This window comes from Motiliproteus coralliicola (assembly GCF_003345655.1).
Taxonomy (GTDB): Bacteria; Pseudomonadota; Gammaproteobacteria; order Pseudomonadales; family Balneatricaceae; genus Motiliproteus; species Motiliproteus coralliicola.
This window is the reverse complement of the sequence record NZ_QQOH01000001.1, coordinates 1278724-1293348: the sequence shown is the minus strand read 5'-3', so window position 1 is coordinate 1293348 and position 14625 is coordinate 1278724. Positions and strand designations below refer to the sequence as shown.

The 14625-nt window shown below is 57.3% G+C and carries 14 protein-coding genes; 10 read left to right on the top strand and 4 right to left on the bottom strand.

Annotation, left to right across the window (positions count from 1 at the left end; genetic code table 11):
* Nucleotides 1–598: 598 nt before the first annotated feature.
* From exaC to DV711_RS05680, 7 genes are all read left to right on the top strand, one after another.
* Entirely contained in the window at nt 599–2119 is a 1521-nt protein-coding gene (exaC, locus tag DV711_RS05710; RefSeq protein WP_114694652.1) for an acetaldehyde dehydrogenase ExaC, read from the top strand.
* A 327-nt stretch (nt 2120–2446) separates the two neighbouring features.
* On the top strand, nt 2447–2518 hold the full coding sequence (pqqA, locus tag DV711_RS05705) for a pyrroloquinoline quinone precursor peptide PqqA (RefSeq protein WP_114694940.1): 72 nt from the start codon (nt 2447–2449) through the stop codon (nt 2516–2518).
* 51 nt (nt 2519–2569) lie between these two features.
* Nucleotides 2570–3493, top strand: a complete 924-nt coding sequence (gene pqqB, locus DV711_RS05700; protein WP_114694651.1) for a pyrroloquinoline quinone biosynthesis protein PqqB — start codon at nt 2570–2572, stop codon at nt 3491–3493.
* Nucleotides 3494–3629: 136 nt separating this feature from the next.
* Nucleotides 3630–4415: a pyrroloquinoline-quinone synthase PqqC gene (gene pqqC, locus DV711_RS05695; RefSeq protein ID WP_114694939.1), complete on the top strand. Its 786-nt coding sequence runs from the start codon at nt 3630–3632 to the stop codon at nt 4413–4415.
* The gene (pqqD, locus tag DV711_RS05690; protein ID WP_114694650.1) at nt 4412–4699 is read left to right on the top strand and encodes a pyrroloquinoline quinone biosynthesis peptide chaperone PqqD; all 288 of its coding nucleotides are present in this window, start codon (nt 4412–4414) and stop codon (nt 4697–4699) included. Before pqqC ends, pqqD begins: the two co-directional genes overlap by 4 nt.
* On the top strand, nt 4671–5888 hold the full coding sequence (gene pqqE / locus DV711_RS05685; RefSeq protein ID WP_114694649.1) for a pyrroloquinoline quinone biosynthesis protein PqqE: 1218 nt from the start codon (nt 4671–4673) through the stop codon (nt 5886–5888). The genes pqqD and pqqE overlap by 29 nt, the downstream gene beginning before the upstream one ends.
* A complete protein-coding gene (locus tag DV711_RS05680; RefSeq protein WP_114694648.1) occupies nt 5882–7933 on the top strand; it encodes a S9 family peptidase in 2052 nt (683 codons plus the stop codon). The genes pqqE and DV711_RS05680 overlap by 7 nt, the downstream gene beginning before the upstream one ends.
* Nucleotides 7934–7970: 37 nt before the next feature.
* Here DV711_RS05680 and DV711_RS05675 read toward each other — a convergent pair whose 3' ends face one another.
* Together DV711_RS05675 and DV711_RS05670 are read right to left on the bottom strand one after the other, a co-directional pair.
* A complete protein-coding gene (locus DV711_RS05675) occupies nt 7971–8204 on the bottom strand; it encodes a DUF2789 domain-containing protein (protein ID WP_114694647.1) in 234 nt (77 codons plus the stop codon).
* 140 nt (nt 8205–8344) lie between these two features.
* Nucleotides 8345–8611, bottom strand: a complete 267-nt coding sequence (locus DV711_RS05670; protein WP_114694646.1) for a hypothetical protein — start codon at nt 8609–8611, stop codon at nt 8345–8347.
* Nucleotides 8612–8785: 174 nt separating this feature from the next.
* Here DV711_RS05670 and trpS point away from each other — a divergent pair, with 174 nt between their 5' ends.
* On the top strand, nt 8786–10063 hold the full coding sequence (gene trpS / locus DV711_RS05665) for a tryptophan--tRNA ligase (protein WP_114694645.1): 1278 nt from the start codon (nt 8786–8788) through the stop codon (nt 10061–10063).
* Between the two features lie 114 nt (nt 10064–10177).
* Nucleotides 10178–11029: a sulfurtransferase gene (locus DV711_RS05660; RefSeq protein WP_114694938.1), complete on the top strand. Its 852-nt coding sequence runs from the start codon at nt 10178–10180 to the stop codon at nt 11027–11029.
* Between the two features lie 221 nt (nt 11030–11250).
* Here the strand turns inward: DV711_RS05660 and DV711_RS05655 are convergent, their stop codons facing one another.
* Nucleotides 11251–12306, bottom strand: a complete 1056-nt coding sequence (locus DV711_RS05655; protein ID WP_114694644.1) for a hypothetical protein — start codon at nt 12304–12306, stop codon at nt 11251–11253.
* A 359-nt stretch (nt 12307–12665) separates the two neighbouring features.
* Between DV711_RS05655 and DV711_RS05650 the strand changes: the two genes are divergently transcribed.
* Complete coding sequence (locus DV711_RS05650; protein WP_207802539.1) at nt 12666–14072, top strand: pyridoxal phosphate-dependent decarboxylase family protein; 1407 nt, start codon at nt 12666–12668, stop codon at nt 14070–14072.
* Between the two features lie 6 nt (nt 14073–14078).
* On the opposite strand, the gene DV711_RS05645 is transcribed toward DV711_RS05650, so the two are convergent.
* Complete coding sequence (locus DV711_RS05645) at nt 14079–14555, bottom strand: Lrp/AsnC family transcriptional regulator (RefSeq protein WP_114694643.1); 477 nt, start codon at nt 14553–14555, stop codon at nt 14079–14081.
* Between the last annotated feature and the right edge of the window lie 70 nt (nt 14556–14625).

The window sequence follows — 14625 nt, the reverse complement described above, 5'->3', positions numbered from 1 at the left end:
GCAGCTTAACCCCAGGTGCTATGACTGTAACCTCGTTAACTGCTCGTTATCATTTACTTGCCGTTAGTCTCTGCATGGTTGCTGAGCTGGCGCTGATCTATTTAGCGGTTCAAAACGACATGTTGCCGCTGTTGATTGTCTTCGGCCCGCTGATTGTGCTGTTAACAATGCTTGGCTGGAAAGCCCTGATTCGGGGAATCCGTTGCCCCTGCTGTAAGGAGCGCTATGGGGTTTCGGTTAATATGAAGACTTGGATAACCATACCCTACGAGTGTCGTTCGTGCGGAACCGCCGAAAGGACGTTTTCGAAGCGTAACCTGTCCTGATTCCTCCATTCTTAACTCTCTTCTTAGCTGCTGCCTGAACGGCAGGGTCTCCCTTTGCCGTCAGGCCCTCGCCGCTGGCCAGATCACTGTTTTTACTACCAAGGAACTAGTTTTTCTGCGCCAAAGTGCCATTTGGTGACAGGGGCAGGGTTCGTACTATGAATTCGAGTGCTGCGCTTCCCGGAAGGAATCAAATCAAGGGGCGCCAGTAGAATGCCCGAATCGCTTGGCGGCGGGTATCCGGCTACGAACTAAAACAAAAAGGTACCGATATGATTTACGCAAATCCTGGCTCTGAGGGAGCCGTCGTCTCTTTTGCACCGCGTTATGGCAACTACATTGGTGGTGAGTTTGTACCGCCGGTTGAGGGTCGTTACTTCACTAATACGTCGCCGGTAACCGGTGATGTGATCTCCGAAGTGGCGCGTTCCACCGCCGCTGATATCGATAAAGCCCTGGATGCCGCCCACGCTGCTAAGGCCGCTTGGGGCAAAACCTCGGTGACCGAGCGCTCCAACATTCTGCTGAAAATCGCCGACCGCATCGAAGAGAACCTGGAGATGCTGGCCGTTGCCGAGACCTGGGATAACGGTAAGGCGGTTCGTGAAACTCTGGCTGCCGACGTGCCGTTGGCGGTTGACCATTTCCGTTACTACGCCGGCTGTATCCGTGCCCAGGAAGGTAGCTCCGCCGAGATTGACGAGCACACCGCCGCCTACCACTTCCACGAGCCGCTGGGAGTCGTGGGTCAGATTATCCCGTGGAACTTCCCGCTGCTGATGGCGGCCTGGAAACTGGCTCCGGCCCTGGCCACCGGCAACTGCATCGTGCTGAAGCCGGCCGAGCAGACTCCCTGTTCGATCATCAAGCTGATGGAAGTGATCGGCGACCTGCTGCCCCCGGGCGTACTGAACGTGGTTCAGGGTTACGGTGAGGAAGCGGGGCAAGCGCTGGCCACCAGCAAGCGTATCGCCAAGATCGCCTTTACCGGCTCGACCCCGGTCGGTAGCCACATCCTCAAGTGCGCGGCCGAAAACATTATCCCGTCCACCGTCGAGCTGGGCGGTAAGTCGCCCAACATCTACTTTGAAGACGTGATGAACTTCGAAGACGACTACCTGAGCAAGTGTGTCGAAGGCTCGGTGCTGGCGTTCTTCAACCAGGGCGAAGTCTGTACCTGTCCGTCCCGTCTGCTGGTGCAGGAGTCGATCGCTCAGGACTTCACCCAACTGGTGGTCGATCGTGCCGCCAAGATCGTACGCGGCAACCCGCTGGATACCGATACCATGGTGGGTGCTCAGGCATCTCAGGAGCAGTATGACCGGATCATGAGCTACCTGGAGATCGGCCGTCAGGAAGGCGCCGAGGTGCTGATGGGCGGTAATGCGGCTCAGGTTGGCAGCGGCTTCGACAAGGGTTACTACGTCGAGCCGACCCTGTTCAAGGGCGACAACAAGATGCGCGTGTTCCAGGAAGAGATCTTCGGACCGGTCATCAGTATGACTACCTTCAAGGACGAGGAAGAAGCGCTGGCGATCGCCAACGATACCGAATTCGGCCTGGGTGCCGGTCTGTGGACCCGTGATATCAACCGGGCTTACCGCGTTGGTCGCGGCATCGAAGCCGGTCGTGTCTGGACCAACTGCTACCACCATTACCCGGCCCACGCCGCCTTCGGTGGTTACAAGAAGTCCGGTGTCGGTCGTGAGACCCACAAGATGATGATGGAGCACTACCAGCAGACCAAGAACCTGCTGGTCAGCTACAGCACCAGTCCGCTGGGCTTCTTCTAAGCTTGACCGTTCGAGGCGGCGGGAGGCTGCCTCGAACAAGGCTGATTTTTTACGGCTCAGGAACATCCTCTCGACCCGGATATTCCTATCCTGGTGGATATCTACCACACCCCGGCTGTTAGGCCGGGGTTTTTTATATCTGAGGGTCAGCTTTGGGCCAGGCAGGGCCGGGCTGGGATAGAGGTAGAGATAGAGATAGGGTCTTCGGTTCTACGACTTTCGACCCCCCTAAAGCCCTCCATGGTCTTCTGTTGCTGGGGGTAAGGCTTTGCGATGCTGAGTTTGAGTCAACCGGCTCACCGACAATAACAAAACGAGGATAACACCATGTGGACTAAGCCTGCCTTTACCGATCTGCGCGTTGGTTTTGAAGTCACCATGTACTTCAGCAACCGTTAAGATCCCGCGCCTTCGGGCGCGTTTTGCCGTGAAAGTCTGGAGGTCGATGCCATGAAAGTTCGTGTCCTGGGTGCTGCTGCCGGTGGCGGTTTTCCGCAGTGGAACTGTAACTGCCGTAATTGTCGGGGCTTCCGTGAGGGTACCCTCAATGCCAAGGCCCGGACCCAGTCGTCGATCTGCATCAGCAGTGACGGTGAGAACTGGCTATTGTTCAACGCCTCTCCAGACATACGCGCACAGCTCGCGTCCTTCGAACCGCTGCAGCCGGCCCGCAAACTTCGCGATACCGGCATTGCAGCGATTCTGTTGATGGACGCCCAGATTGATCACGCCAGCGGCCTGTTGATGCTCCGCGAGGGTTGCCCGTTGGATGTGTATTGCACCGACCCGGTCTTTGAGGATTTGAGTCAGGGTTTTCCGATCTTCCCAATGCTCAACTGTCCGACCTGGAATGGCGGCTTTGCCCGGCAGCCGGTTTCGCCGGATGCCGAGGCCGGGTTTGAGATTCCATCGATCCGTAACCTGCGGATTCACGCCATGGTGCTCAGCTCCAAGGCACCGCCGTATTCCCCCCATCGCGACAACCCGGTCCCCGGTGACAATATCGGCGTCTTTGTCGAAGACCTGGCCACCGGGGGAACCCTGTTTTACGCGCCCGGACTGGGCGAGGTGGAACCCCATCTCGAGCCTTGGATGAAGCGGGCCGACTGCGTATTGGTGGACGGCACTCTCTGGTCCGATGACGAAATGATCCGCCAGGAGGTGGGGGTGCAGTTGGGCAGTACCATGGGCCATCTACCCCAGAGCGGTCCGGGCGGCATGATCGAAGTGCTGCAGCCGCTGCAGGCCCGCCGCAAGGTGCTGATTCATATCAACAACACCAATCCGATTCTGAACGAGGACTCACCCGAACGGGCCGAGCTGACCCGTCAGGGAATCGAGGTCGCCTGGGACGGCATGGAGATCGATCTTTAGTGCGATCCAAGCACAGACTCTAAGCACAGACAGGGACGGCATGGTCACACCGGAATATGCTCACACCGGAATAAAACCGGTCTAGATAATAAAAAAACCGAGGTTCCCCATGACAATCAATTCACTCCACCAACCGATGATCAGCGTACCTCCGGCCCAGCCTGGCAATGCAAGACAACCCTGGTCGCGGGTCGAGTTCGAACGTCGCCTGCGGGCCAAGGGTGAGCTGTACCATATCCACCACCCGTACCATATCGCGATGCACGAAGGGCGCTGCAGCCAGCAGCAGATCCAGGGCTGGGTCGCCAACCGGTTCTATTACCAGATCAGTATTCCAGTCAAGGACGCCAACGTGCTGGCCAACTGCCCGGACCGCGACACCCGCCGGCTTTGGGCTCAGCGAATTCTCGACCATGACGGCTACGGCGATGCCCACGGCGGGATCGAAGCCTGGTTGCGGCTGGGTGAAGCCTGCGGACTGAGCCGCGAGGAGATGCATTCGCAGCGGCATGTGTTGCCGGGGGTTCGTTTTGCGGTGGATGCCTACGTCAACTTCGTGCGTCACAGCAGCTGGCAGGAAGCGGCCTGTTCGTCGCTGACCGAGATGTTCGCCCCGACGATCCATCAGTCCCGTCTCGATACCTGGCCCACGGATTACCCCTGGATCGACGTCGAGGGGCATCAGTATTTCCGCAACCGCCTAACCGAAGCGCGCCGCGATGTGCAGCATGGCCTGCAAGTGACCCTGGATCACTTTGTCACCCGCGAGCAGCAGGAGCGGGCGCTGGAGATTTTGCAGTTCAAACTCGATGTGCTCTGGACCATGCTCGATGCGATGACGATGGCCTACGAGCTGGATCGGGCGCCGTACCACAACGTCAAAACCACGCCACTGAGCGCACTGACGGAGGAGGTCGCATGAACAGCATCAACGACTGTCAGGGCGAGCTGATCCCGTCGATCGCCCGTCACTTCCGTTTCCAATGGGAGGAGGCGCAGCAGGCCTATGTGCTGCTGTATCCCGAAGGCATGGTCAAACTCAACGGCAGCGCCGGTGAGATCCTGTCCTGCTGCAACGGCAGTTCTACCGTTGATGAAATCATCGATACGCTGGAAAAACGCTACCCGGAAGCGGGTGGGCTGAGCGGCGATATCAAAGAGTTTCTGGGGGTCGCCCATGGCAAGCAATGGTTGCAGTTCGACTAACCCGGGCCAAGCCGCAGTTAAACCTTCGCCGTTGCCCAAAGGGGTGGGGCAGCCGTTCTGGCTGCTGGCGGAGCTGACCTACAGCTGTCCGCTACAGTGCAGCTACTGCGCCAACCCGGTCGATTTCAAGAACGGCGGCGACGAGCTGAGCACCGAGCAGTGGCTTGAGGTGTTGCGCCAGGGCCGCAAGATGGGCGCCGCCCAGTTAGGCTTTTCCGGTGGCGAGCCGCTGCTGCGTAAGGATCTGGAAGTCTTGATCCGCGAAGCCCGCCAGATGGGCTACTACACCAATCTGATCACCTCCGGTATGGGGATGGATGCCGAGCGGGTGGCCAATTTTAAGGAAGCCGGTTTGGACCATATCCAGATCAGTTTCCAGGCCAGTTCGGCCGAGCTGAACAACCGCCTGGCCGGCAGCGACAAAGCGTTTGAACAGAAGCTGGCGATGGCCCGTGAGGTTAAGGCCCAGGGCTACCCGATGGTGCTCAACTTCGTGATCCACCGCGACAACATCGACGCCATCGATCAGATCATCGAACTGTCGATCGAGCTGGAAGCCGACTACGTCGAGCTGGCCACCGCGCAGTACTACGGCTGGGCGCTGGCCAATCGTGACCAGCTGCTACCCAGCGCGGCCCAACTCGAAGCCGCCGAAGCCACCACCAACCGCTACCGTGATCAGCTCGACGGCCGGGGACCGAAGCTGATCTTCGTGATGCCTGATTACTACGAGTCGCGCCCCAAGGACTGCATGAACGGCTGGGGCAAGTTCTTCCTGACCATCACCCCGGACGGCACCGCGCTGCCTTGCCACAGCGCCCGCGAACTGCCGATCGATTTCCCCAATGTGCTTGACAGTTCGCTGGAGGATATCTGGTACCGCTCCGCCGGCTTCAATCACTTTCGTGGCTACGGCTGGATGAAGGAACCCTGCCGCTCCTGCGACGAGAAGGAGAAGGACTTCGGTGGTTGCCGCTGTCAGGCGTTCAAGTTGACCGGCGATGCCGCCAACGCTGACCCGGTGTGTGAAAAATCGCCCCACCATCACCTGATCGAACAGGCCCGGGACAGCGCGCTGCACGAGATCGCCGCCGCTAACAGCGGCCAGGGTTCCCAACCGGTGCTGCGAAACGCCCGCAATATCGGCCGCGCCAAACAGCAGCTGGATCGGATCATCGCCCGATGCTGAAACGGGTCGAGCCGTTACCGGAAACTGAACCGGAAACGGCGACGGTACTGAGCCAGCCGATCAGCGCCGCCGACGCCAGCCGGGCCGGACGTCAGTGGGCCGAAGTGCGTACCGATGGGCAGCAGATCTTCTGGCTGGAGTTTGATCCCAACCGCGGCGCCAATCAGGTTGTTAGCCTTTTGCCTGGCCAGGCTCGCCCTCATCCCGTCACCCCGGAAGGCGTCAGCGTCTGCAGCCGGGTACACGAATACGGCGGCGGCAGCTTTGCTGTGGGCGGTGGCTGGCTCTGGTTCGTCAACGGCGCCGATCAATCGATCTATCGCCAATCGTTAGCCAGACAAACGGATGCTGCGCCCGAACCCGTCTGGAGCCAAGAGGGTTGTCGTTATGGCGATCTGGTCTTCGATAAGGCCCATCAACGGCTGCTGGCGGTCGAAGAGCAGCATCAGGAATCGGGCGATGCAGCACAGCACGACGTGGTGAATCGACTGGTCGGTATCGGGTTGGGCGCCGAAGGCATACCACAGCGGCGGGTGCTGGCCGAAGGGGAGGATTTCTATGCCTCGCCCCGGGTCAGCCACGATGGCCGCCAGCTGGCCTGGATTAGCTGGAATCACCCCGATCAGCCCTGGTTATCGAGTCGGTTGCAGCTGGCGCTGCTGGACCCACAAGGACTGCCCAGCGCCGTTCTATCGCTGACCGACGGCCACTGGCTGGGGCAGAGCGAGGCGGTGGTGCAGCCGGAATTCGATCGCGACGGCAGGCTCTATTTTCTATCCGATCGCAGCGGCTACTGGAATTTATACCGTTATCTTTGCCGGCTAGGGGAAGCAGGATCTGAGCTCTGTTTTGCAGCCAACGTAGAGGGCGGGCTGGACGAGCAGCCTTGTCCGACAACGGCGGCGGTGGTGGAGCCGCTCTGCCCGCGTCAGGCGGACTTCTGCCGGGCGCCCTGGCAGCTGGGGCAGCGGGCCTATGTGTTGCTCGATGATGGTCAGATCGGTTGCCAGTGGTGGCGCAACGCCGAAGCTGGGCTGGGAGTGCTGGATCCCGAATCCGGCCAGCTGAACGTGCTGCGGGAGGGAGCGGCGATCCACAGTCTGGCGCAGGTTCAGACGGCCCCTGACGAATCTGAGTTGCTGGCGATCTGTGAGCCTCAGGATCGCCCCGGCGAGTTGGTCGGTTGTTCGGTTGGAGCTGGCCGACGGCAGATCCGAGCCTTGGCCAGACTGGAAACCTTGGTTCAGATTAAGGGCGGCTCTAGGGTCGAGCATATCGAGCTGCCAGGGCAGGACGGAATGCCCGTATACGGGTTGCTGTACCGCCCCGATCCGGTGGTCGCGCTTTCACAGCCGACCCTGATTATTCAGCTCCACGGCGGTCCGACCGCCCAGGCCGACGCCCGCTTCGATCCGCTCAAGCAGTTCTGGTTGTCACGGGGTTTTACCCTGTTGGACCTGAATTACCGTGGCAGTACTGGTTACGGTCGGGATTATCGCCACCGTCTAGCGCAACGCTGGGGGGAGGCGGAGGTGGAGGATGTGCTGGCCGCCGCTTGTTATGCCCAAATCCAGGGCTGGGCCGAAGCGGGGCGGATTCTGGTACGGGGTAACAGCGCCGGCGGTTACACGGTGCTGCGGGTGCTGAGCCGTTCGGATACCGACGGCATCGCCGGTGGCGCCAGTCTCTACGGGATCAGCGATCTGGAACGGCTGGGGCAGGAGACCCATAAATTCGAGTCCCATTACCTGGATTGGCTGATCGGCGACTGGCCGGAGCAGCGCTCACGTTATCGCCAGCGCTCGCCGATCCATCAGCTGGAGCAATTCAGCCGCCCGCTGATCTTTTTCCAGGGTGGGTTGGATCGGGTTGTGCCGGCCACCCAGACCTACAATCTGTACAACCGACTCCGTGCCCGAGGCTTGGCGGTGGAATACGTTGCCTTCTCCGAGGAGCGGCACGGCTTTAAGCTGGCCGCCAATCGCGCCCAACTGCTGGAGCGTGAGCTGGCTTTCTATCAGCGTCAGATCGGTCTAGAGACCTAATATGGCCAGCCTCCGAGGGCTTCGCTCTGCGCCGGTATCACTGATGTAGCCGACAGTTTAGCTCGTCGACCACTTCGGTCCAGTCAGAATCCTGATACAACGCTTCTTGAATAAAATGGGCCTGGGATGGACTCCAGAACGGAGCGCCTTCCAGTGGGTCGAGCCCTGTCTGGCAGCGGTGTTGGCGAATAAACTGCTCGATCTGTTTGGGCTCACTGGGTAGTCCCAGTTGTTGAAAAAGCCCCTGCATATTGTGGATGCTGGTGTCCATGACCGTCCTCCGGCTATCACAACCTGTTCACAACAAACACGACAAAGAAACCTGCCAGCTCGGCAGGTTACCTGAGTATAGTTGAGTTCATCAGTAGGGCTTGGGTTGATGGATGATGGAGCAGACGAAGGACTGAAGGGTCAGATCCGCTTCCAGCGATGCCGGATCAGCAGCCCGATAACCACCCCGACGGCGACCAGCAGGGACTGAACCAGCGGGGCCTCGATCGGCGTGCCGAACTGCTGCAGCAGGGCGTTGATGACACCGGTGAACAGGAAACCGAAGAAGCAGAGGATCATGGCGGTGCCGACGCTGGCGACCAGCGCCAGGGGCTGGAAGTTGCGGTTACAGTTGATCAGATAAACCACCGTGGCCAGGAAAACGCCGACGATCAGCCAGGAAGCCATAGATTTTTCCTTATTATTATTGGGCTTTTATCAAGAAGCCTCGCCATTCCTCTAGGCGAGTTAGTAACTTACCGACTATAAGCAGCGGCGTCGACGCGGTAAACACGACCAATGTCGAGCGCTTTGCTGTATGATTGTCGGCTTTGAAAATTCGCTCGAAAAAGACTCAGATCCATGACCCAGAATCGTGTATTGACCGGTATTACCACCACCGGAACCCCTCACCTCGGTAACTACCTTGGTGCCATCAAGCCGGCCGTACGGGCCAGCCAAGATGCCAGCCTAAGTTCCTACTTCTTCCTGGCAGACTACCACGCGCTGATCAAGTGCCATGATCCGGAGCGGGTTGCCCGCTCCACCCGTGAGATCGCGGCGACCTGGCTGGCGCTGGGGCTCGATACCGATAACGCCACCTTCTACCGTCAGTCCGATATCCCCGAGATTCCGCAGCTGACCTGGATTCTGACCTGCCTGTGCTCCAAGGGCTTGATGAACCGGGCCCACGCCTACAAGGCGTCGGTGGATGCCAACCGCGACTCCGGCAAGACCGACCTGGACGACGGCGTCACCATGGGGCTGTTCAGCTACCCGATCCTGATGGCGGCCGACATCCTGATGTTCAACGCCAAGCATATCCCGGTGGGCAAGGACCAGATCCAGCATATCGAGATGGCCCGTGATGTGGCCGGCCGCTTCAACCACACCTACGCCGACCTGTTCGTGCTGCCGGAGCCGATGGTGGACGACGATCCGCTGACCATCTCCGGCCTCGACGGTCGCAAGATGAGTAAGAGCTACGACAACACCATCCCGTTGTTCTGCTCTGAAGACGAGTTGCTGAAGCTGATCAAGCAGATCAAGACCGACTCCAAGGCACCGGGCGAGCCAAAGGATGCCGACGACAGCACCATCTTCGAGCTCTACTCGCTGTTTGCCAGCGACGAAGAGAGCGCCGACTTCCGGACCAAGTTCGAGCAGGGTATCGGCTGGGGCGATGCCAAGCTGGAGCTGTTCGAATACCTCAACAACTACCTTAAGGCCCCGCGCGAGCGCTACAACGAGTTGATGCAGGACCTGAGCAGTGTCGAAGCCGAGCTGCTCAAGGGAGCCGAGAAAGCCCGTGAATACTCGGTACCGCTGCTGCAGCAGGTTCGCGATGCTGTCGGCCTGCGCTCCCTGACGGCGACTTCGGTTGCGGTTAGTGAGCAGAAAGCCAAGAAAGAGAAGAGCGCCGAGCAACTGGCCCGTGCCGAAGAGGGCCGTCGTCGCGGCATTCTGATGCAGCTGAAACCGTTGCTGGAACAGGTCGAACAGGCCGACGACAAGGCTGCCGTGGCTCAACAGCTGATCGCCGAGAAAGCGGCCCAGGTCGAAAGCCTGAAGAAGAAAGCCAAGCAGAAGGCCGAGAACGAGCTGGAGCTGCTGCGCGAAGAGTGGGCTCAGTACCTGTAAGGGCCTGATATGAGCCGCTGAATAGCGGCTCACCGCCTTAAGTTGTCAGATCAAACTGAAACTGATCAAGCTGAAGTCAATCAAGCTGAAACCGATCAAACCGAGGAGACGACCATGGATAACCGTACCCTGATCGATGCCTGGAGCCTGAAGAACGAGCTCGGCAACAAGGATCTTGTGATTCTCGATTGCCGCTCGCAACTGCTGGATCCGGAAGCCGGTGAAAAGCTCTACCGCGAGGGCCATATCCCCGGTGCGATCCACGCCGATATGGAGAAGGACCTGTCGTCGCCGATCACCGACGACAGCGGTCGTCATCCGTTGCCGGATCCGTTCGACTTCGCTGTCCAACTGCGCCAGTGGGGGATCGATGATGGCACTCAGGTGGTGGTTTACGACGATATGAACGGCGCCATGGCGGTACGGGCCTGGTTCCTGCTGCGCTGGCTCGGCCACGAGCGGGTCGCTGTGCTGGATGGCGGCTTGCCGGCCTGGCAGGCGGTCAGCGGTGAGCTGAGCGACAACGAAGCACAGACTACGCCGGTCAAAGGTGGCCCCGTGGTGCTGCATAACGACTGGCTGGTCGACACCGCCAAGGTACAGGCCAATCTGGACAATCCCAGCTTCACCCTGATCGATGCCCGCGCCGCCGAGCGCTTTGCCGGCGAGCAGGAACCGATCGATCCGGTGGCCGGTCATGTGCCCGGCGCGCTGAACCGACCGCTGACCGACAATCTCAACGCCGAAGGCCGTTTCAAAACTGCCAAGCAACTGAAAGACGAATGGCAGCAGCTACTGGGTGAGGTCGAGGCCGAGGATACCGTCATGATGTGCGGCTCCGGCGTTACCGCTTGCCACCATCTGCTGGCACTGGAGATCGCCGGCCTGAAAGGGGCCCGCCTCTATCCCGGTTCTTGGAGCGAGTGGATTCGCGATCCGGCACGTCCGGTGGCGACGGGCAGCTAAACTGGAAGTGTTCCCAAGCTTAAAAACCTTCGCTGGCAAAACATTATTGCTGTTTTGCCAGTGAAGCTTTAAATGAGCTATTTGATTTTAAGAGTGGTCGAATATGAGCCAGTCTGGTAGAGGGGTGAAGGCGTTTTGAACTTACTCCATAACGACGCAAAACTAGCCCGGTTAAATTCGCATATTTGTTCTTAAAAATGTATTTGCTATTATTTATATAATTAACTTACGGTGAGATAGTAATATAAATAATTTCCTGCCACTCCAGCAGATACAGCGACTATAAATGATAGAGACCTCATGATAAATTTCTTTGTCTTTTGTCTCTTTAATTTTTCTCTACGCTCTTCATCACTCTTAGTTACAACTAAAAATGATGGCTTTTCCATCATTAATAGCATCATAGCCATCGCAGAAAGGGCAATTCCAGCTAAAAATGATACAACTCTAAACCAGGCTTCAACAGCATGTAGCTTACTACTAGGATCGAGTACTTTAACTATTAGATCTAGTTTTTCAGAATCTTTCAGGGACTCTATATTTCCACTTTCAGGAATGAATCCTTGAAAAATTTGTGAGATATTTTGCTCTTGAATCAATTGCTCTATATAGTCAGGAACAATTATTCCTGATATAAAAAAACTCATTACGAGAAGAAATAGTGAAAAGTCTAATGCGCTTTTATACCACTTAGGCTTTTCGATAATGGAGTCAGTCTCTTTTTTCAGTAATGACTCGATGTCGTCGCCCCAAGTACGCTCCGTGTAAGCAATAGAGCAGCTAATATCTCCTCTGCCTTCAGTTTCTTCTCTAGTATTGCTAGTACTTCCAAACCGAATCTTAACAACGCTGTTTGTTGAAATGTAAATAGAAACTTCTTGCTTTTCAGGTGCTGGCTTATTGGGAAATGAAACAAGATAAGTCCACGTTAGCTTCACACTTTTTGTGATTTCTTTCTTTGCTTCATTAAAATGAAGGAAGCTATCAATATCGTTTAGCCTCCGCTCAGGACCTTTTTCATACTTAATAACCGCGGAGAAATCTACTAAGCTCGAGTGATTTTGTTGAGTTACTCTTTGATCTAATAAATGGTGTATATGTACAAGCCATCCGAAATCGATATCAAATGAGCCACTCCTTCTCCATTCTATAGTTTCAGGTTGGCCTAGGAGATTAGTAACAAAGTCTCCAAAATCTTTCTTTTTAATTGGTATCTGTACTAGTGAGTCTCTGTCATCACCTGATACTAATAGCTGTAGATCGTCTGGCATATTCATTCCCTTTCATGTTGGCTTGATAATAGATCGACTAGGCTTGTAAAGCTTGTGTTATGAACAAAAGCAACTTAGGGAATGGTATTTTGAATAAGCTGTAATTCCATTCCATTGAAAACGAGCCTGTGTGCCTATCTGGTGGATAGTTATCACTATCTCGATGTTTTTCATCCTTAAGAAATTGATAATGCAGGAATAATTGCTGATTTTCCAGAGGAAAGGTTACTTCATATACCTGCCTCTGTATCTGTCGTGTCACCAGTACAGTCAAGGTACAATTTCTTATCACTGTTGCTGTCTGTATCTGTTATCGGCTGCTAAGTTCTACCCATTCTTAATCGATTAATAGGGTGGATTAGCGAGTGAGCGAAGAGACTAAAACTGACAAGTTTCGGCAACAGATGTTTGCCCAGATGCAGGATAAGCAGCTATTCGAGCAAGCCAGCGGTTATGCCTTTGAGTATGCCGATCAGGTCCGCGAGCGACCGGTCTATCCGTCCGAATCTTCGCTAGCGGCGTTGGGTGAGTTTGACGCGCCTTTGCCCGAACACCTTGGTGATCCTGCCTTGGTGTTGCAGCAACTGCACCGGGTCGGATCGCCGGCGACAGTGGCGCAGATCGGCGGGCGCTATTTCGGCATGGTCAACGGTGGTGTAGTGCCGGTCGGTCTGGCGGCGCGCTGGCTGTCCGATTTTTGGGATCAGAACACGCCGTTGTATGTGACCTCGCCGGTGGCCGCGACACTGGAAACAGTTACCGAAGGCTGGTTGCGTGAGTTGTTGGGGCTGCCGGAGCAGACGGTGGCTGGGTTTGTCAGTGGTTCATCGATGGCGATTCTCTGCGGCCTGGCGGCGGCACGCTTTCGGCTGCTACAGCGCCAGGGCTGGGATATCAATCGGCAGGGGCTGGCTGGGGCACCGACTCTGCGGATCGTGGCCGGTCGTCATGCCCACGGTACAGTGATCAAAGCCGTGGCGATGCTGGGGTTGGGTACCGATTCGATCGAGTGGGTCGACGCCGATGATCAGGGCCGAATCCTGGCCGAGCAGGTGCCGCCGCTGGATGCACAGACTCTGCTGATTTTGCAGGCCGGTAACGTCAACTCCGGCGCGTTCGATGATTTCCAGACTCTGTGCAGACGGGCACGGGAGGCGGGCAGCTGGGTTCATATCGATGGTGCGTTTGGGCTCTGGGCTGCGGCCAGTGAATCATTGAAGCATCTGACTGCCGGTATCGAGCTAGCCGATTCCTTCTCGGTGGACGGCCACAAGACCCTTAATACCCCGTACGACAACGGCCTGGTGCTCTGCACCGATGCCGAGGCACTGAGCGGCGCGTTGCAGGCCTCCGGGTCCTATATTCTTTACGGCGAGCAGCGCGACGGCATGCTCTATACCCCGGAGATGTCGCGGCGAGCCCGGGTGGTCGAGCTCTGGGCCACGCTGGCCTACCTGGGTCGCGAGGGCGTCGATCAACTGGTGACCGGGCTGCACCTGCGTGCCCGTCAGTTAGCCGAATCCATGGGCGCGGCGGGTTTCGAGATTCGCAACGAGGTGGTGTTCAACCAGGTGCTGGTGGGGCTGGCCGATGACAGTCAGATCGAACCGCTGCTGGCCGCGATCCAGTCCTCAGGGGAATGCTGGGCCGGTGCCGGTCGCTGGCAGGATCGGCCGGTGGTGCGGGTCAGTGTCTGTTCCTGGGCCACCACCGAGGCGGATGTCGAGCGTACCGTGCGAGCCTTTGTCAGCGCCAGGGAATCGCTGGGATAAAGCCGATCAGTTTACGTGCTTGAGCGGCAGCTCGGTCCGGCTTAGCACTTGCCGCAGCACGAAACTGGTACGGATGCTGGCGACACCGTCGATCTGGTTCAGCTGCTTGAGCAGGAACTTCTCATAGTGCGCCATGTCCGGCATCACCACCTTCAGCAGGTAGTCGGCATCGCTGCCGGTGACCAGGGCGCACTCCTGCACCTCGTCGAACTCGCTGACCCGCAGCTCGAAGTTATCCAAGGTCTTGGTCAGCTGGTTGGCCATATGTACCTGGATATAGATCGTCAGCGTGAGGTCGAGCTTGTCACGATTGAGCAGGGTGACGGTTCGATCGATCAGACCACGCTCCTGCAGCTGCCGAACGCGGCGGGAGCAGGGCGAGGGTGACAGGCCGACGCGCTCGGCCAGCTCCAGGTTGCTGATGGTGGCGTCGCTTTGCAGTTCGGCCAGAATTCGGCGATCGATGCGGTCAAGTTTTGTCATTGGTGAATAATTCCAATATTTTTCTATTTTTATTCATTGGTGCCAATATTTGGTTTGATGGTGTTGGTAA

Coding starts and splice junctions, on each gene's coding strand:
- DV711_RS05675 (WP_114694647.1), bottom strand. CDS start 8,204: ATGGACACCAGCATCCACAATATGCAGGGGCTTTTTCAACAACTGGGA.
- pqqC (WP_114694939.1), top strand. CDS start 3,630: ATGATCAGCGTACCTCCGGCCCAGCCTGGCAATGCAAGACAACCCTGG.
- DV711_RS05670 (WP_114694646.1), bottom strand. CDS start 8,611: ATGGCTTCCTGGCTGATCGTCGGCGTTTTCCTGGCCACGGTGGTTTAT.
- DV711_RS05645 (WP_114694643.1), bottom strand. CDS start 14,555: ATGACAAAACTTGACCGCATCGATCGCCGAATTCTGGCCGAACTGCAA.
- DV711_RS05655 (WP_114694644.1), bottom strand. CDS start 12,306: ATGAATATGCCAGACGATCTACAGCTATTAGTATCAGGTGATGACAGA.
- DV711_RS05680 (WP_114694648.1), top strand. CDS start 5,882: ATGCTGAAACGGGTCGAGCCGTTACCGGAAACTGAACCGGAAACGGCG.
- trpS (WP_114694645.1), top strand. CDS start 8,786: ATGACCCAGAATCGTGTATTGACCGGTATTACCACCACCGGAACCCCT.
- pqqB (WP_114694651.1), top strand. CDS start 2,570: ATGAAAGTTCGTGTCCTGGGTGCTGCTGCCGGTGGCGGTTTTCCGCAG.
- exaC (WP_114694652.1), top strand. CDS start 599: ATGATTTACGCAAATCCTGGCTCTGAGGGAGCCGTCGTCTCTTTTGCA.
- pqqE (WP_114694649.1), top strand. CDS start 4,671: ATGGCAAGCAATGGTTGCAGTTCGACTAACCCGGGCCAAGCCGCAGTT.
- DV711_RS05660 (WP_114694938.1), top strand. CDS start 10,178: ATGGATAACCGTACCCTGATCGATGCCTGGAGCCTGAAGAACGAGCTC.
- pqqD (WP_114694650.1), top strand. CDS start 4,412: ATGAACAGCATCAACGACTGTCAGGGCGAGCTGATCCCGTCGATCGCC.